General features: G+C 67.4%; 15 protein-coding genes. 6 read left to right on the forward strand and 9 right to left on the reverse strand.

All coding sequences use genetic code 11. The features are described 5' to 3' along the window. Window positions 1-60 precede the first annotated feature (60 nt). The 4 genes from B4A39_RS02025 to B4A39_RS02040 all read left to right on the forward strand — a co-directional run bounded on the left by B4A39_RS02025 (window position 61) and on the right by B4A39_RS02040 (window position 4,465). Window positions 61-969, forward strand: a complete 909-nt coding sequence (locus B4A39_RS02025) for a DnaJ C-terminal domain-containing protein (RefSeq protein ID WP_292032725.1) — start codon at window positions 61-63, stop codon at window positions 967-969. A 43-nt stretch (window positions 970-1,012) separates the two neighbouring features. Further along, window positions 1,013-2,185, forward strand: coding sequence for a phosphoserine transaminase (locus B4A39_RS02030; RefSeq protein WP_292032726.1), 1,173 nt, complete (start codon window positions 1,013-1,015; stop codon window positions 2,183-2,185). Between the two features lie 90 nt (window positions 2,186-2,275). Beyond that, window positions 2,276-3,571: an adenylosuccinate synthase gene (locus B4A39_RS02035; protein WP_292032729.1), complete on the forward strand. Its 1,296-nt coding sequence runs from the start codon at window positions 2,276-2,278 to the stop codon at window positions 3,569-3,571. A gap of 87 nt (window positions 3,572-3,658) precedes the next feature. Next, window positions 3,659-4,465 (forward strand): response regulator, encoded by an 807-nt coding sequence (locus B4A39_RS02040; RefSeq protein ID WP_292032731.1) that lies wholly within the window; start codon window positions 3,659-3,661, stop codon window positions 4,463-4,465. A gap of 43 nt (window positions 4,466-4,508) precedes the next feature. Here the strand turns inward: B4A39_RS02040 and rpoH are convergent, their stop codons facing one another. Continuing rightward, the gene (gene rpoH, locus B4A39_RS02045; RefSeq protein WP_292032733.1) at window positions 4,509-5,393 is read right to left on the reverse strand and encodes an RNA polymerase sigma factor RpoH; all 885 of its coding nucleotides are present in this window, start codon (window positions 5,391-5,393) and stop codon (window positions 4,509-4,511) included. A gap of 296 nt (window positions 5,394-5,689) precedes the next feature. On the opposite strand from rpoH, the gene B4A39_RS02050 reads away from it, so the two are divergent. Further along, on the forward strand, window positions 5,690-7,270 hold the full coding sequence (locus tag B4A39_RS02050; protein WP_292032734.1) for a DUF5605 domain-containing protein: 1,581 nt from the start codon (window positions 5,690-5,692) through the stop codon (window positions 7,268-7,270). Here the strand turns inward: B4A39_RS02050 and B4A39_RS02055 are convergent. After that, a complete protein-coding gene (locus B4A39_RS02055) occupies window positions 7,267-8,268 on the reverse strand; it encodes an RluA family pseudouridine synthase (protein ID WP_292032736.1) in 1,002 nt (333 codons plus the stop codon). The two genes, B4A39_RS02050 and B4A39_RS02055, sit on opposite strands and share 4 nt — an antisense overlap. Window positions 8,269-8,350: 82 nt before the next feature. Between B4A39_RS02055 and B4A39_RS02060 the strand changes: the two genes are divergently transcribed. Further along, window positions 8,351-8,989: a DUF2799 domain-containing protein gene (locus tag B4A39_RS02060; protein ID WP_292032739.1), complete on the forward strand. Its 639-nt coding sequence runs from the start codon at window positions 8,351-8,353 to the stop codon at window positions 8,987-8,989. Window positions 8,990-9,054: 65 nt separating this feature from the next. On the opposite strand, the gene fba is transcribed toward B4A39_RS02060, so the two are convergent. From fba to B4A39_RS02095, 7 genes are all read right to left on the reverse strand, one after another. Next, window positions 9,055-10,119 carry a class II fructose-bisphosphate aldolase gene (gene fba / locus B4A39_RS02065; protein WP_292032741.1) on the reverse strand — a complete coding sequence of 355 codons (1,065 nt, stop codon included), beginning with the start codon at window positions 10,117-10,119 and terminating at the stop codon, window positions 9,055-9,057. Between the two features lie 162 nt (window positions 10,120-10,281). Continuing rightward, window positions 10,282-11,475: a phosphoglycerate kinase gene (locus B4A39_RS02070; RefSeq protein WP_292032743.1), complete on the reverse strand. Its 1,194-nt coding sequence runs from the start codon at window positions 11,473-11,475 to the stop codon at window positions 10,282-10,284. Between the two features lie 89 nt (window positions 11,476-11,564). Further along, on the reverse strand, window positions 11,565-11,918 hold the full coding sequence (locus B4A39_RS02075) for an endonuclease domain-containing protein (protein ID WP_292032745.1): 354 nt from the start codon (window positions 11,916-11,918) through the stop codon (window positions 11,565-11,567). 94 nt (window positions 11,919-12,012) lie between these two features. Beyond that, window positions 12,013-13,020: a type I glyceraldehyde-3-phosphate dehydrogenase gene (gap, locus tag B4A39_RS02080; RefSeq protein WP_292032748.1), complete on the reverse strand. Its 1,008-nt coding sequence runs from the start codon at window positions 13,018-13,020 to the stop codon at window positions 12,013-12,015. Window positions 13,021-13,134: 114 nt separating this feature from the next. Beyond that, a complete protein-coding gene (locus tag B4A39_RS02085; protein ID WP_292032750.1) occupies window positions 13,135-14,430 on the reverse strand; it encodes a S41 family peptidase in 1,296 nt (431 codons plus the stop codon). 54 nt (window positions 14,431-14,484) lie between these two features. Continuing rightward, window positions 14,485-14,733 (reverse strand): YbdD/YjiX family protein, encoded by a 249-nt coding sequence (locus tag B4A39_RS02090; RefSeq protein WP_312217500.1) that lies wholly within the window; start codon window positions 14,731-14,733, stop codon window positions 14,485-14,487. Then, on the reverse strand, window positions 14,726-16,813 hold the full coding sequence (locus B4A39_RS02095) for a carbon starvation CstA family protein (protein WP_292032752.1): 2,088 nt from the start codon (window positions 16,811-16,813) through the stop codon (window positions 14,726-14,728). The genes B4A39_RS02090 and B4A39_RS02095 overlap by 8 nt, the downstream gene beginning before the upstream one ends. Window positions 16,814-16,935 lie beyond the last annotated feature (122 nt).

Below are 16,935 nucleotides of genomic sequence, written 5' to 3' on the forward strand. Positions count from 1 at the left end.
GGGGGGGCGCATGGCTTAACTGACGCTCTGGTCTTTTTCTGATCTCGGAGTGAAGCGAACGTGGCTGGCGATCCCTATAAGGAACTGGGCGTTGCCAGAGGCGCGAGCGCGGACGAGATCAAGAAGGCGTTCCGCAAGCTGGCGAAGGAACTGCACCCGGACAAGAACCCCGGCGACAAGGCGGCCGAGGAGCGGTTCAAGCGCATCACCGCGGCCTTCGACCTGCTGGGCGACGCCGAGAAACGCGCCAAATATGATCGCGGAGAGATCGACGCCGACGGGCGCGAGCAGTTTCGTGCGCCGCCGGGCGGCGGCGGGCGCTCGGGCGGCTTTGGCGGCTTCGGCGGGTCAGGCGGACGCGGCGGGTTCGAGGACATCGATCTGGAAGAACTGTTCGGCGCCTTTGGCGGCGGGGGCGGACGCACGGCGGGTCGCGGCGGCTTCGGCGGCGGCAAGGGCCAGGACGTGCGGGCCACGCTGGACATCAGTCTGGAAGACTCCATCGCCGGGACGACGCGCCGCATCCAGTTCTCGGACGGGCGGATGCTGGACGTGGTCATTCCCAAGGGGGCGTCCGAGGGCCAGGTGATCCGGCTGAAAGGCCAGGGCGCGCCGGGGCGCGGCGGTCAGGCGGGCGACGCCCTGATCGAGCTGAAGATCCAGACGCACCCGGTGTTCAAGCGCGACGGAGCGGACCTGACCATGGACCTGCCGGTGTCGGTTCCCGACGCGGTTCTGGGCGGCAAGATCCAGGTGCCGACGCCCGAGGGCGTGGTGATGATGACCATCCCCAAGGGCTCCAACAGCGGCAAGGTGCTGCGCCTCAAGGGACGGGGCGCCTACGCCGCCGGTAAGCGCGGCGACCTGCTGGCCAAGCTGGCGGTGACCCTGCCGGAAAGCCCGGACGACGACTTGGTTCGCTTCGCGACCGAGTGGCGCGACAAGCGCCCCTACACCCCAGGACGCTGACACCCGATCTTTCTGTTTTTCCTCTCCAAGGACCGCCTACGCCATGATCGCCCAAGCCGCGACCAAGCCTGACGCCAAGCCCGTTCGCCCGTGGTTCTCCGCCGGCCCGACGGCCAAGCGTCCGGGGTGGTCGCTGGCGGGGCTGCCGACCGACCTGCTGGGGCGCGGCATCCGCGCGCCGGAGGTAGTGGAGCGGTTCGCCTATGGCTTGCGGCTGACGCGGGAGGTGCTGAGCCCGCCGGACGACTACGTCATGCTCTATACGCCAGGATCGGACACCGGCGCGGTCGAGGCGGCGCTGTGGGGGATGCTGGGCGAGCGGCCGGTGCAGGTCGTGGCCTATGAGAATTTCGGTCAGGTCTGGGCGACCGACGTGCGCGACCACCTGAAGCTGGAGCCCGAGGTGCTGACGGCGCCCTGGGGCGAACTGCCGGACATGACGCAGGTCGATCCGGACAAGGACGTGGTGTTTCCGTGGAACGGCACGACGTCGGGGGTACGTGTCGACAACGCCGACTGGATTTCCGACAGGCGCGGGGGGCTGACCATCTGCGATGCGACCTCGGCGGCGTTTGCGATGGACCTGCCGTGGGACAAGCTGGATGTGACCACCTTCAGCTTCCAGAAGGCGCTGGGCGGCGAGGCGGGCATCGGCGTCATGGTGCTGTCGCCGCGCGCCGTGGCGCGGCTGGATCGTTATCGCCCCGAGCGGGCTATCCCCAAGGTGCTGCGTCTGACCGACAAGAAGGGCTTTGACCGGACGCTGGCGGACGGGGTGGTGATCAACACCTTCTCGATCCTGACCATTGAAGACTGGATCGACGCTCTGGAATGGGCGAAGGGCGCGGGCGGCCTGTCCGAACTGATCCGACGTACGGATCGGAACTATGCGGCCTTGGCCGAATGGGTGGAGCGGACCGACTGGATCGCCTTCCTGGCCGATCGACCGGAAATCCGCTCGACCACCTCGGTCTGCCTGAAGTTCGTCGATCCGCGCATCGCGGCGATGGACGAGGCGGGGCAGAAGGCATTTGTGAAGCGGTTCAAGGCTCTGCTGGAAGGCGAGGGGGCGGTGTTCGACATGGAGCCGCACCGCTATGCGCCGCCGGGCCTGCGTCTGTGGTGCGGCTGCACCGTCGAGACGGCGGACGTCGTGGCCGCAACGCCGTGGCTGGAATGGGCGTTTGCGACGGCGGCCAGCGAACAGGCTGGATAATTCTGCGCCTTAATCTGCGTCCTTGGGGCGACTCCTGACGATTCAGGGGTTATAGGCTCCCACCGCATTCTGGATTGCGGAGAAACGGTCTTGGCTAACGTCGCAGTGGTCGGCGCCCAATGGGGCGACGAGGGCAAGGGCAAGATTGTGGACTGGCTGTCCAATCGCGCCGACATGGTCGTCCGGTTCCAGGGCGGCCATAACGCGGGCCATACCCTGGTCGTCGACGGCAAGGTCTACAAGCTGGCGCTGCTGCCGTCGGGCGTGGTGCAGGGCAAGCCTTCGATCATCGGCAACGGCGTGGTCGTCGACCCCTGGCACCTGGTCGGCGAGATCGAGAAGATCCAGGCCCAAGGCGTAGCCATCACCCCCGACATCCTGACCATCGCCGACAACGCCTGTCTGATCCTGCCGATCCACCCGGCCCTGGACGTGGCGCGCGAAGCCGCCGCCAGCGCGCCGGGCGCCAAGATCGGCACGACCGGCCGCGGCATCGGCCCGGCCTATGAAGACAAGGTGGGCCGTCGCGCCATCCGCGTCTGCGACCTGGCCAACGAAGACGACCTGAAGATCAAGATCGACCGCCTGCGCTCGCACCACGATCCGCTGCGCGCGGGCCTGGGGCTGGAGCCGATCGACCCGGCGGCGCTGCTGGCGCAACTGCTGGAGATCGCGCCGAAGATCCTGCCCTATGTGAAGCCGGCCTGGCGGGTGCTGGATCAGGCCCAGAAGGACGGCAAGCGCGTGCTGTTCGAGGGGGCGCAGGGCGCCTTCCTGGACGTGGACCACGGCACCTATCCCTATGTGACGTCGTCGAACACTGTAGCCGGACAGGCGGCGGCGGGCTCGGGCATCGGGCCGCGCGGCGTTGGCTATGTGCTGGGGATCGTGAAGGCCTATACCACCCGCGTCGGCGAAGGCCCCTTCGCCTGTGAACTGAACGACGAGGTCGGCGAGCATCTGGCGGTCGTCGGCCGCGAGGTCGGCGTGAATACGGGCCGGGCGCGTCGTTGCGGGTGGTTCGACGCCGTGCTGGTGCGTCAGTCGGTGGCGATCAACGGCATCGACGGCATCGCTCTGACGAAGCTGGATGTTCTGGATGGGCTGAAGACGCTGAAGATTTGCGTCGGCTATCGCATCAACGGCGAGGTGCTGGACTACCTGCCGTCGAGCCTGAAGGCCCAGGCCTCGGCCGAGCCGGTGTTCGAGGAACTGGAAGGCTGGAGCGAAAGCACCGCCGGGGTCCGCACCTTCAAGGATCTGAACGCCCATGCGCTGAAATACGTGCGTCGGATCGAGGAGTTGATCGGTGCGCCGGTCGCCCTGCTGTCGACCAGCCCCGAGCGCGACGACACCATCCTGATGCGCGATCCCTTCCAGGGTTGAGGCCAGGGCAGGGGGCTGTGTCCCGATAAGGGAAACGGCCCCTTAACCCCCTGAGTTTACCTTTCCGGTTCCAGATGGAGCCGAGCCGTGTTCGCTTTAGACGCCAAGACGATGCAGAAGATCGCCCCGGTCGTGCGCCGGGTGTTGATCGTCGATCACAATCCGGCCGCGGCGCGGCTGCTGTCTGACCTGTTGAAGGGCTTTGGATCGCGCGATGTCGCGGTCGAGGGCGACGAGGCGCGGGTGATCGATCTGGCGCGCGAGATGGAGCCGGGCCTGATCCTGACCGAGCGGACCGGGCCGCGTCTGGACGGTGAGGCGCTGGCGCGGCGGATCCGCCGATCCAGCCTGGCCTGCCGCCGCGTGCCGATCATCATGGTCACGGCCGAGGCCACCGCCAGCACCATCAAGGGCGCGCGGGATTCCGGCGTGCATGAGTTTCTGAGAAAGCCCTTCACCAGCGGCGATCTGTTCCGCCGGGTCGAGAACCTGGCCACCAAGCCGCGCGACTGGGTCGAGGCGGTGGGCTACATCGGGCCGGACCGTCGCCGCTTCAACTCCGACGACTACGCGGGTCCGGGCAAGCGCAAGGCGGACAAGCCGGCGTCGGCGGCTGAAGCCGTGGTGGCGGTCAAGGATCAGGCGATGCGCATCCTGAACTCGGCCCTGGCCCAGTTCGACACCGATCCCATGCAGGCGGTGCGGGCCATCAAGCAGCAGGCCGAGACGTTGAAAGCCCTGGCCATCAAGACCGGCGACGCGTCGCTGGCCATTGCGGCGGCGGGTCTGGAAACAACCCTGTCGGCCGGAGCCGCGACGAAGGCGACACTGACCGGACCGGTCGCGGCTGTGCTGGCTCTGGCCTCGCCCGAGAGCCTGTCTCGGGCGGGCTGAGGCTTCTGTCTTTTTGCGCTAACGCCTTCGGCTGCCTGAGCGCTCAGGCGTCGACCAGATTGCGCTCTTCGGCGGCGGCGCGCATGGCTTTCTGCAGCTTCTCGAAGGCGCGAACCTCGATCTGACGCACGCGCTCGCGCGACACGCCGTACTGGCCGGCGAGCTCTTCCAGCGTCACCGGATCATCCTTGAGGCGGCGTTCGGTGAGGATGTGCTTCTCGCGTTCAGTCAGTTCCTGCATCGCCTCTTCAAGAAGGCTCATGCGGATGGATTTTTCCTCGGAGTCGGCCAGCGCCGTTTCCTGGGACACCGCATTGTCGTCGGCCAGCCAGTCCTGCCACTCGCTTTCGCCGTCGGCGCGCAGGGGCGCGTTCAGCGAGGCGTCGCCGCCGAGACGGCGGTTCATGTTGGTGACCTCTTCCTCGGTCACGCCCAGCTTGGTGGCGATGGCGGCGAGATGTTCGGGGTGCAGGTCGCCTTCCTCGAAGGCCGAGATCTGGCTCTTGGCCTTGCGGAGGTTGAAGAAGAGCTTCTTCTGCGCGGCGGTGGTGCCCATCTTCACGAGCGACCAGCTGCGCAGGATGTATTCCTGGATCGAGGCGCGGATCCACCACATGGCGTAGGTGGCCAGGCGGAAGCCCTTGTCGGGGTCGAATTTCTTCACGGCCTGCATCAGGCCGACGTTGCCCTCGGAAATCACTTCGCCGATCGGCAGGCCGTAGCCGCGATACCCCATGGCGATCTTGGCCACGAGACGAAGGTGAGAGGTGACGAGGCGGTGGGCCGCTTCGGGGTCCTGATGCTCCGACCAACGCTTGGCGAGCATGAACTCCTCGTCCTTGGTGAGCATCGGAAATTTACGGATTTCCGTGAGATAGCGCGAGAGACCCTGTTCAGGCGACATCACCGCGAGTGTCGAGTTAGCCATTAGACGTGGTCCCTCCGACCGAAAGCAAAGAGCAGGCGCCACGGCCATGACCACATGCGTGCGTCATCGCCTCACCCCTCAACCGACCAGATGGGTATGGGTTGCCGCCCTGTGTAGAGGCGGTTCGTCACACGAAGGCGTGACTGTGGCTCCCAAGCCACCTGTTTCGGCGAGCTCTTATATAGAACACTTGCTGTTGCTATTCAAGAGCGCGGGCGCGGCAGGCTGACGCGCTTGCCAGTCTGGCCCCTCCTTTCGTATGACACCGGTGGACAATTGCTTCTGGGGAGGGGTGAATGACGCAGGACATGACGCGCCGGGGCGCGATCGTCAGCGTGGCGGCTCTGGGGCTGGCGGGCGCGGCCAAGGCCGAGGCGTCGTCAGGCCGAGTGGAACGGTGGGGCCTGTTCGAGGTCGCCCTGTCGGCGGCGACGACGGGCAACCCCTTCGCCGTCGAGGTGGTCGGCGTCTTCACGGACGGGCGGACGACGGTGCGCGCGCCGGGATTCTATGACGGCGAGGGCGTGTGGCGGATCCGTTTCTCTCCGCCCGAAACGGGCGTGTGGCGTTGGATCAGCGAAAGCCCGCTGGCGGGCCTGAACGGCAAGCAGGGGCGGTTCGAGGTCGTAGCCCCCGGCGCCGGCAACCACGGCCCGGTCGGGGTGGTCGACACCTATCACTTCGCCCATGCGGACGGCGCACCCTACCGCCAGATCGGCACCACGGCCTATGGCTGGACCCATCAGCCGCAGGCGAAACGGACGCAGACGCTGGAGACGTTGAAGACCGCGCCGTTCAACAAGATGCGGATGCTGGTCTTTCCCAACGCCTCGGTGAAGACCAACGAGGCCCTGTTCCCGTTCGAGAAGACCGGACCGGGCGACAGGGACTGGGATCTGACGCGGTTCAACCCGGCCTATTTCCAGCGGCTCGAGGCCTGCGTCGCCGCCCTGGGGGCGCTGGGGATCCAGGCGGACGTCATCCTGTTCCATCCCTATGACGGGCGCTACGGCTTTGATGAGATGCCGGCGGAGGCGGATGATCGTTACCTCCGCTATGTCGTGGCGCGGCTGGCGGCCTATCAGAACGTCTGGTGGTCGATGGCCAATGAGTTCGACATCCTGAAGACCAAGACGGACGGCGACTGGGACCGTCTGTTCCAGGTGGTACAGGCCAGCGATCCCTACGGCCGGCTGCGGTCGATCCACAACTGGCGGCGGCTGTATGACAATGGCAAGCCCTGGGTGACCCACTCCAGCATCCAGAACGGGTCGGCCGTGCTGGACGACGCGCGGGCCGAGACCTATCGCAGCGTCTGGCAGAAGGCCGTGATCTTCGACGAGGTCTGCTACGAGGGCTCGCTGAGCGAACGGTGGGGCAACCTGACCGGGCCGCAGATGGTGCGGGCCTTCTGGCATGGTCTGATCGCCGGAACCTATGTCGGCCATTCGGAGTGCTTCCCCATCGACGGCGGCGAGTTCTGGCTGGGCGAAGGCGGCGAACTGCGCGGCGAGAGCGCGCCGCGGCTGGCCTTCCTGAAGACGATTATGGAGGCGGGACCGCGTCCAGGGATCGAGCCGATCGACAAGTGGTGGGAGCAGCATCTGGGCGGCGTGCCGGGGCAGTACTACATGCGCTACTTCGGCGACGAGGCGCCGAGCGAGTGGGCCGTGGACGTGCCGCGCGACGAGATCACTGGCGGCGAACGCTTCCGGGCCGACATCATCGACACCTGGAACATGACGGTCGAGCCCGTGCCCGGCGTCTTCACCTTGGCGCAGAAGGACACCAAGTACTTCTTCCACGATCCGGCGCGCCCGACGCTGGCTCTGCCGGGGCGGAAGTGGATGGCGGTGCGGCTGACGCGGGTCGCCTAGAGCTCAGCCAGAAGGGTCTCGAGGCGCTGCATGTCCTCGGGCGGGGCGGTTTCGAAGCGCAGGGCCTGGCCGGTCACCGGATGCACGAAGCCGAGGACGGCGGCGTGCAGGGCTTGGCGGGTCAGGCTGACCTCGGCGACGGCGGCGCGAACGGGGGCGGCGGGGCTGCCCGAGCCATAGACGGGGTCGCCGAGCAGGGGCGAGCCCTTGGACGCCAGGTGGACGCGGATCTGGTGCGTGCGGCCTGTATGCAGGGTGCAGGCGACGCGGGCGGCCATGGGGGCGCCGGAAGCCTTGGCGGGCTGGCCGAAGGTGCGCTGAACAACATAGTCGGTGATGGCTTCGCGCCCGCCGCCCTTGAGCACGGCCATCTTCTTGCGGTCGTGGGGCGAGCGGCCGATCAGCGTCTCGATGCGGCCCTTCTCTGGCGAAGGCGCGCCGCGCGTCAGGGCGATATAGGTGCGCTCGATGTCGTGGGCCGCGAACAGAGCCGACAGGCCCTGGTGGGCGCGGTCGGTCTTGGCGGCCACCATGACGCCAGAGGTGTCCTTGTCCAGGCGGTGGACGATGCCCGGACGGGCCACGCCGCCAATACCCGACAGGCTGTCGCCGCAGTGGGCCAGCAGGGCGTTGACCAGGGTACCGGTCTCGCAGCCGGGCGCCGGGTGGGCGGCCATGCCGGGGGCCTTGTCGATGACGATCAGGTCGGCGTCCTCGAACAGGACCGTCAGGGGGATGGATTCCGGCAGGGGCGTGGCCGGGGCGACAGGCGGCAGGATGACGGCGTAGAGGCCGGCCTGGGCCTTCGACGAGCCGTTGGTGATCGGCCGGCCGTCACGGGTGACGGCGCCCTCGGCCAGCAGGGCTTGAAGCCGGGCGCGCGACAGGCTGGGGAAGGCGGCGGCCAAAGCCTTGTCGAGACGGACGCCCGGCGCGTCGATGCGCGCCTCGAGAATCTCGGTGTCGCCGTCTTCCGTCAGCAAAGGTTCATCGGTCATAGGGCGAAATAGCATGGCTTGCCGGGCGAGGCTTCATCGCTCCTTGCTCGTCGCATGAAACGCCTTGGGAGAGGCCGAAGAGATGAAGGTTCTGATCGCCGTCACTGTCGCCGTCACGGGCGTCGTCCTGCTGTCCGGTTGCGCGACCATGAGCGAAGACCAGTGCCTGGTCGGAGACTGGGGCGGGCAGGGCTGGCGGGACGGGGTCGCCGGACATCAGATCAGCCGCTTGGACGACCATGCCAAGGCCTGCGCCAAGTATGGCGTGGCGCCGAACATGAGCGCCTATATGGCGTCGCGCGAAGATGGTCTGAGGACCTATTGCACCTGGGAGAACGGCTTCCGGCAGGGACGGCAGGGAAGCAGCTATGGCGGGGTGTGCGCGCCGGTCGAGGAGCGCGACTTCCTGCCGGCCTATGAGGATGGACGCCGGATCTACGTGGTCGAGCAGGCGGTGTCCTCGGCGGAGAGCGCGCTGAACTCGGCGATCAGCCGCATCGACGACCGCGAGGACAAGCTTGACGCCAAGGAGCGGGAGTTGCGTCAGGACGGGCTGACCGACGAGCAGCGCGAACGCATCCGCGACCGTATCCGCGAGGTGCGCGGCGAGATCCGCGATGCACGCCGTGACGCAAGGCAGGCGGAGGACGACCTGCGCCATGCCGAGGTCGAGGCGCGGCTGGTGATCGGGATGATCGGCGGGCGTTACGGCATCTGGTGAATACGACAACGCCCGCCTTCCATGAGAAGGCGGGCGTTTCAGTCTGTCTAGCCTGTTGAGGCCGATCAGCCGATGCGCGGGTCCAGATCGCCGGCGGCGTAGAGCTTGGCCATCTGGGCGGTGGACAGGGGCTTGATCTTGGAGGCCTGACCTTCGCAGCCGAACTGCTGATAGCGCTCGACGCACAGCTTCTTCATGGCTTCCTTGGCAGGCTTCAGGTAGGCGCGCGGATCGAACTCGCTGGGCTTTTCGGCCAGAACCTTGCGGATGGCGCCGGTGATGGCCATGCGGTTGTCGGTGTCGATGTTGATCTTGCGCACGCCGTGCTTGATGCCGCGCTGGATCTCCTCGACCGGCACGCCCCAGGTCTGGGGCATCTGGCCGCCATAGGCGTTGATGATATCCTGCAGGTCCTGCGGCACCGACGACGAGCCGTGCATCACCAGATGGGTGTTGGGCAGGCGGCGGTGGATTTCTTCGATCACGTTCATGGCCAGGACGTCGCCGTCCGGCTGGCGCGTGAACTTGTAGGCGCCGTGCGAGGTGCCCATGGCGATGGCCAGGGCGTCGACCTTGGTGGCCTTGACGAAGTCGACGGCCTGATCCGGGTCGGTCAGCAGTTGCGAGTGGTCCAGCTTGCCCTCGAAGCCGTGGCCGTCTTCGGCCTCGCCCATGCCGGTCTCCAGCGAGCCGAGCACGCCCAGTTCACCCTCGACCGAGACGCCGCAGCTGTGGGCCATCTCGGTGACGCGACGGGTGACGTCGACGTTGTATTCGTAGGAGGCGGGGGTCTTGGCGTCTTCTTCCAGCGAGCCGTCCATCATCACCGAGGTGAAGCCGTACTGGATGGCGGTGGCGCAGGTCGCCGGGCCGTTGCCGTGGTCCTGGTGCATGCAGACCGGGATGTGCGGATAGAGCTCGGCCAGACCGTCGATCAGCTTGGCCAGGATGATGTCGTTGGCGTAGTTGCGGGCGCCGCGCGAGGCCTGGATGATGACCGGGGCGTTGACCTGATGGGCCGCCTCCATGATCGCCAGACCCTGCTCCATGTTGTTGATGTTGTAGGCGGGCAGGCCGTAATCGTTCTCCGCCGCGTGGTCGAGCAGTTGTCGCAGCGTGATGCGCGCCATGGGTAGTCTCCTGAACCGGTATTATTTTGCTGAGGCTTTAGCCCGGCCGCGCGGGGAAGTCACGCCGGGTTACAGGACCAATCCCGCGTTCTGTGACGCTTTCGAGATGAGAAACGCCGCCTCCACGGGGAGGCGGCGTTAAAAAGCAGACCAGAGGTCAGGTCAGGCGCGCAGGGCCTCGACGCCCGGCAGGACCTTGCCCTCCATCCATTCCAGGAAGGCGCCGCCGGCGGTGGAGACGAAGGTCATGTCGTCGGCCGTGCCTGCGTGGTTCAGGGCCGCGACGGTGTCGCCGCCGCCGGCCACGGCGACCAGCTTGCCAGCCTTGGCCAGTTCGGCGGCGTGCCTGGCGGCGGCCACGGTGGCCTTGTCGAACGGCGGGACCTCGAACACGCCCAGCGGCCCGTTCCAGATCAGGGTTTTCGACAGGTCCATGGCGCGGGTCAGGCGGGCGACGGTTTCAGGACCGGCGTCCAGGATCAGGTCGTCGGCGGCGATACGGTCGAGGCCGCGCACGCCCGATTCGATGCCCGGCTTCACGCCCTTGGCGACCACGACGTCGACCGGCAGCAGCAGTTCGCAGCCCTTCTGACGGGCTTCCTCGATGATCTCCAGCGCGGTGTCGGCCAGGTCCTTTTCGCACAGCGAACCGCCGACATCGACGCCCTGGGCGTGCAGGAAGGTGTTGGCCATGCCGCCGCCGATGGCCAGGTAGTCCAGCTTGGCGACCAGGTTCTTGAGCAGGTCCAGCTTGGTCGACACCTTGGCGCCGCCGACGATGCCGATGACCGGCTTCTGCGGGCTGCCGAGAGCGGCGTCGAGCGCTGAGAGTTCGCGAGCCATGGCGCAACCGGCGTAGGCGGGCAGAAGGCGGGCCAGACCCTCGGTCGAGGCGTGGGCGCGGTGCGCGGCCGAGAAGGCGTCGTTGACGTAGAGGTCGCCCAGTTCCGCCAGTTGAGCGGCGAAGGCCGGGTCGTTCTTTTCCTCGCCCTTGTGGAAGCGGACGTTCTCCAGCAGCAGCACGCCCCCGGCGTCCAGATCCGCCACGGCGGCCTTGGCCTCGTCGCCCACGCAGTCGTCGGCGAAGCGCACGGGCCCGTGCAGCAACAGTTCAAGCGGCTCGACCACAGGGCGCAGGCTCATCGCGGCCACGCGCTCGCCCTTGGGGCGGTCGAAGTGGGCCAGCAGCACCACCTTGGCGCCGGCTTCACGCAGACGGTGGATGGTCGGCAGTGCGGCCTTCAGACGGGTGTCGTCCGTGACCTTGCCGCCCTCCATCGGCACGTTGAAATCCACGCGGACCAGAGCGGTCTGGCCGGACAGGTCAGCGGCGTCGTCGAGAGTGCGGAAGGTCATGGGAACTCCAGGTCTTCCTTCTCCCTGTGGGAGAAGGTGGCCCGCAGGGCCGGATGAGGGTCGAAGGTATCCGTCGGCGTAAGCCGTGGTCAGGACGCGATCAAGCGGGCGTGTGTACGAATAGCGGCGACGACGCTGTCGGGTTCGCTCAATACCTGGGTGTTGGTGAAGCGCAGGACGGTCCAACCCAAGGCCTCCAGCTCGATCTGCCGCAGATGATCGCTTGTCACGACCTCGTCCCGATCATGGACCCCGCCGTCGATTTCGATGACCAGCCTCAAACGATCGCAGGCGAGATCCGCGACATAGCGACCGATCGGATGCTGGCGACGGAACTTGTGGCCGTCGATCCGTCCGCTGCGCAGCAAGGCCCAAACGCGCTGCTCTGCAAGGCCGGATTTTTGTCGAAGCGTGCGGGTGAAGACGGTGCGTTCCACAGTCATGGCCGCCGACCCTCACCCTTTCGCGCAGCCAATCGCCTTCGGCTCTTGGGCGCTCAAGCCCTCTCCCAGTGGGAGAGGGCTCAGCATTTCCTCCTTAGAGGAACTTGGCCATCACCAGGGCGGTGTCGGCCATGCGGGTCGCGAAGCCCCATTCGTTGTCGTACCAGCTTAGGACGCGCGCCAGCTTGCCGTCGATGACCTGGGTCTGCGGCAGGGCGGCGGTCGAGGAGGCGGCGATGTGGTTCAGGTCCGACGAGACCAGCGGGTCGGTCGTGGTGAACAGGACGCCGTTCATCGGGCCGTCGGCGGCGGCTTGCAGGGCGGCGTTGATTTCCTCGACGGTCACGTCGCGGGCGGCGACGACCTTCAGGTCGACGACTGAGACGTTCGGAGTCGGGACGCGGATCGACGAGCCGTCCAGCTTGCCCTTCAGTTCCGGCAGGACCAGGCCCAGGGCCTTGGCGGCGCCGGTCGAGGTCGGGATCATCGACAGGGCGGCGGCGCGGCCGCGGTACAGGTCCTTGTGCATCGTATCCAGCGTCGGCTGGTCGCCGGTGTAGGCGTGGATGGTGGTCATGTAGCCGCGCTCGATGCCGAACAGGTCGTTCAGCACCTTGGCCACCGGGGCCAGGGCGTTGGTCGTGCAAGAGCCGTTCGACACGACGATGTCGTCGGCCGTCAGGGTGTCATGGTTGACCTTGAAGACGATGGTCTTGTCGGCGTTGTCGGCAGGGGCGGAAACCAGGACGCGCTTGGCGCCGGCCTTCAGGTGAGCCGAGGCCTTGTCCTTGGAGGTGAAGATGCCGGTGCACTCGAAGGCGATGTCGACCTTCAGCTCGGCGTGCGGCAGGTTGGCCGGATCGCGCTCGGCGGTGACCTTGATCTTGCCCGTGCCGACGTCGATCCAGTCCTCGCCCGAGGTCACAGTGCCGGGGAAGCGGCCGTGCACCGAGTCGTAGCGCAGCAGGTGGGCGTTGGTCTCGACCGGACCCAGGTCGTTGATCGCCACGACCTCGATGTCCTTGCGGCCATGCTCGACGATCGAGCGAAGCACGAGGCGGCCGATGCGGCCGAAGCCGTTGATGGCGACGCGAACGGTCATGGGGAGGTCTCCTGAACGAGGTCGGTTATGATTGGCGCCTTAGTGGGACGGCGCGCGCACGGTTGCAACCCCGCCGCCGTAACAAGGTGTGATCGCCTGTAACCGAAGCAAGGCCTAGGAGGCGCGGCGCATCAGGCGGCTGACCCCCGTCTGGCTGTCGAGGACCTCTAGCGCCGACACGCGCCCCGCGTCGTCGCGGATGAAACGAATACGGCGATAGGGCTCGTCCATGTCGAAGAAGAGGTCGGGCGACAGGGGGCGCAGCCGCCAGGCCGGGCGACGTTCGTTGCGCCAGATCAGACCCTCTTCGGTCGCCTGCACCACGGACCCGCCATAGGCGCCGAGGTAGGCGGCGGCGTCGAACGGGGCGGAGCCGGCGTCGAGCGCTTCGCCCACCCAGGCGGCCTGGGTCGCGGCGGCGGGGGCTGCGTTGGCCTGACCGGCGAGGGCGGCTTTCCAGGCTGTGCTCAGCGCCTCTTCGGCAGGGACGGCCACGTCTGGACGAACGCCGACCTTTTCCCAGTTGGCGCCGGTCAGGGGATTGGTCGGCGAACCGGTGGATATGAAGACGCGATAGCCCGAGGGCGTGAAGACCGGGCCCCCCGGATTGGCCGCGCCGCCCGAGGTCTCGCCGACGATGACCGCGCGTTTCGCGGCCTGCAGGGTGTAGGCGAAGGCCTCCGCCGCCGAGCCGGTGCGGCCGCTGATCAGGACATAGACCGGCACGTCCAGACGCGGCGCGGCGTGGGGCTGGGCGGGGGCCTCGCTGCTTTCGCCCTCGCGGGAGTGGAAGCGGTTATAGACGTCCGCGTCCGGCCCGACGAAGGCGCTGACCAGATAGCCGACCATGGCGGGCGACCCGCCGCCGTTATTACGCAGGTCGATGAGGACGGCGTCGGCGCCGGAGATCAGTTGCAGGGCGGCGTCGACCTGTTTGCGGGCCGGGTCGTCGGCTCTTTCGAAGTCGGCGAACATCCTCATGTCGATCAGGCCGACATTGCCGGGCAGGATCTGGACCGCGCGGAAACCCTGGCCGCCGCGGGCGGCGACGACGGGGAAGGGGACTGGGGAGAGGCCGGATGACGTGGCCGCCGATGGGGTATGGATGACCGCGGGCGATGTCGGTCGGCCGACGCTGAAATGCTGGTCCCAGGGTTCCAGTTGCGCTGTCAGCGCCGTTTCCAGATCGCGTGGATCGGTGAAGGCGTCGTAGCGGCCGGCGGCCGCTTCGGCTTCCAGCGCTGCGGCGATGGTCTCGGCCTTGGCGGGGTCGAAATAGGTCTGACGGATCGCGGCGGCGACCTGGGCCGCCACGACCCGCGGCTCGGCAGGGGCTGCATCCTGGCGCGCCAGGGCCGGCGAGGCGGCCATCAGCAGGGCGACGACGAGGGCGGGGGCGTGCGCTTTCATGCCCGCCACCTTATGCCGCCGCCGCGCCTTGGCGAGTGAACTCGCGGTAAGGTCTCAGCAGCAGCGGAAGGCGCCGCCAGCCCCGAAGCGTCGCGCTTCGTGCAGGCGGAAGAAGGCGGTGCGATCCAGCGGCGGCTGCTCGGGGTGGGTGGCCTCGGCGTGGGCGACATAGACCTCATAGTCGGGCTGGCCGACCATGAGGCTGGCGGTGCGGCGGGCGTCCTTGCCCCACCGCACCAGGGTGTCGCGGCAGGCGCAGAGCAGGTCTGCGCCGCCGGCGGCATCGGGCGCGGGCCTAGGCACGGGCCGCGTCCATGGCCTGATCTTCCAGCGTCAGCTCATGCTCGGCAGGCGTCTCGACCACGGTGGCGTGGTTGATCCGATAGGCCTTGAGGCAGGCGCGCACGCCATAGACCACCATGGTCAGGACCACGAACAGGAAGCCGGCAGTCAGGGCCGAGTTCACGTAGTCGTTGATGATGATCCGGTGCATGTCGCCCGCCGTCTTGGCCGGAGCCAGCAGGTCGCCGGAAGCGAGGGCGTCCTGATACTTCCGGGCGTGGGCCAGGAAGCCGATCTTGGCCTCGGGGTGGAACAGCTTCTGCAGCCCTGCGGTCACGGTGCAAATCAGCAGCCAGACCGCGGGAACCGCCGTGGCCCAGGCGAAGCGCTCGCGCTTCATCTTGAACAGGACGACGGTGCCCAGGATCAGGGCGACGGCGGCCAGCATCTGGTTGGCGATGCCGAACAGCGGCCACAGGCTGTTGATGCCGCCCAGCGGATCGACCACGCCGGTGTAGAGGAAGTAGCCCCACAGACCGACGGTCAGGGCCGTGGCCAGCACGTTGGCGGTCCACGACTTGGTTTCGCGCATCTTGGGCACGGCGACGCCCATCAGGTCCTGGATCATGAAGCGGCAGACGCGAGTGCCGGCGTCGACCGTGGTCAGGATGAACAGGGCCTCGAACAGGATGGCGAAGTGATACCAGAAGGCCATCATGGCCTTCCCGCCGATGACGTTCGACAGGATGTGCGCCATGCCGACCGCCAGGGTCGGGGCGCCGCCCGCGCGTGACAGGATGGAATGCTCGCCCACGTCGCGGGCCAGCTGCTCCAGTTCGGCCGGGGTGATGTGGAAGCCCCACTGAGCCACGGCGGCGGCGGCGGAGGCGGCGTTGTCGCCGATCACGGCGACCGGGCTATTCATGGCGAAGTAGACGGCCGGGTCCAGCACAGTGGCGGCGATCAGGGCCATGATGGCCACGAAGCTTTCACACAGCATGGCGCCATAGCCGATCAGCGGGATCTGGTTCTCGTTCTCCAGCAGCTTGGGCGTGGTGCCCGAGGAGATCAGGGCGTGGAAGCCCGAGACGGCGCCGCAGGCGATGGTGATGAACAGGAAAGGGAAGAGGGCGCCGGAGAAGACCGGGCCGGTGCCGTCGATGAAGGGGGTGATGGCGGGCATCTGGACGTGCGGGCGCACGATGATGATGCCGACGGCCAGGCCCAGGATGGCGCCGATCTTCAGGAAGGTGGACAGGTAGTCGCGCGGCGCCAGCAGCAGCCAGACCGGAATGACCGAGGCGACGAAGCCATAGGCCATCATGGCGATGGCCAGGGTCGTGCCCGACAGGGTGAAGGCCGGACCCCAGAACGGGTCAGCCGCGATGTGACCGCCGCCGATGATGGCGAGGATCAGCAGCACCACGCCGATAATCGAGACCTCGCCCACGCGGCCGGGCCGCAGAAAGCGGGTGTAGAGGCCCATGAAGATGGCGATGGGAATGGTGGCGGCGACGGTGAAGGTTCCCCACGGGCTTTCGGCGAGGGCCTTGACCACGACCAGGGCCAGAACGGCCAGGATGATGACCATGATCATCAGCACGCCGACCTGGGCGATGATGCCGGGGATGGGGCCCATTTCGGTGCGGACCATGTCGCCCAGAGAGCGGCCGTCGCGGCGGGTCGACATGAACAGGACCATCATGTCCTGAACCGCGCCGGCCAGCACCGCGCCGACCAGGATCCACAGCACGCCGGGCAGATAGCCCATCTGCGCCGCCAGCACCGGACCGACCAGAGGCCCCGCGCCCGCGATAGCCGCGAAATGGTGACCGAACAGGACGTTGCGCGGCGTGGGCACATAGTCGAGCCCGTCGTTATGTCGAACCGCCGGCGTGGGCCGTTTCGCGTTCAAGCCCATGACCTTTCCGGCCAGGTAGCGGGCGTAGAAGCGGTAGGCGATGGCGTAGACGCAGAGCGCCGCCACCACGATCCAGACGGCGCTGATGCTCTCGCCCTGGTGCAGGGCGATGACGGCGAGGGCGATGGCCCCCAGTATGGCGATGGCGCCGAAAATCAGCGCCGTCCTGAGCTTGCCCATGGCGAACGGTCCTCCGGGTCGACTGAGGTGCGACCTTTCGGCATTTCTGGACCCATTAGGGGCGCGGCGCCAACCGACTAAAGTCGAAGGTCGGCGCCTTTATTTTGCAGTCAGAGCCAGCT

The organism is Brevundimonas sp. UBA4553 (genome assembly GCF_002387245.1).
Taxonomy (GTDB): Bacteria; Pseudomonadota; Alphaproteobacteria; order Caulobacterales; family Caulobacteraceae; genus Brevundimonas.

What these genes read in the sequence shown, in the direction of transcription:
- B4A39_RS02030 (WP_292032726.1), top strand. Translation starts at nt 1,013, where the DNA reads ATGATCGCCCAAGCCGCGACCAAGCCTGACGCCAAGCCCGTTCGCCCG.
- rpoH (WP_292032733.1), bottom strand. Translation starts at nt 5,393, where the DNA reads ATGGCTAACTCGACACTCGCGGTGATGTCGCCTGAACAGGGTCTCTCG.
- B4A39_RS02050 (WP_292032734.1), top strand. Translation starts at nt 5,690, where the DNA reads ATGACGCAGGACATGACGCGCCGGGGCGCGATCGTCAGCGTGGCGGCT.
- B4A39_RS02055 (WP_292032736.1), bottom strand. Translation starts at nt 8,268, where the DNA reads ATGACCGATGAACCTTTGCTGACGGAAGACGGCGACACCGAGATTCTC.
- B4A39_RS02060 (WP_292032739.1), top strand. Translation starts at nt 8,351, where the DNA reads ATGAAGGTTCTGATCGCCGTCACTGTCGCCGTCACGGGCGTCGTCCTG.
- fba (WP_292032741.1), bottom strand. Translation starts at nt 10,119, where the DNA reads ATGGCGCGCATCACGCTGCGACAACTGCTCGACCACGCGGCGGAGAAC.
- B4A39_RS02070 (WP_292032743.1), bottom strand. Translation starts at nt 11,475, where the DNA reads ATGACCTTCCGCACTCTCGACGACGCCGCTGACCTGTCCGGCCAGACC.
- B4A39_RS02075 (WP_292032745.1), bottom strand. Translation starts at nt 11,918, where the DNA reads ATGACTGTGGAACGCACCGTCTTCACCCGCACGCTTCGACAAAAATCC.
- gap (WP_292032748.1), bottom strand. Translation starts at nt 13,020, where the DNA reads ATGACCGTTCGCGTCGCCATCAACGGCTTCGGCCGCATCGGCCGCCTC.
- B4A39_RS02085 (WP_292032750.1), bottom strand. Translation starts at nt 14,430, where the DNA reads ATGAAAGCGCACGCCCCCGCCCTCGTCGTCGCCCTGCTGATGGCCGCC.
- B4A39_RS02095 (WP_292032752.1), bottom strand. Translation starts at nt 16,813, where the DNA reads ATGGGCAAGCTCAGGACGGCGCTGATTTTCGGCGCCATCGCCATACTG.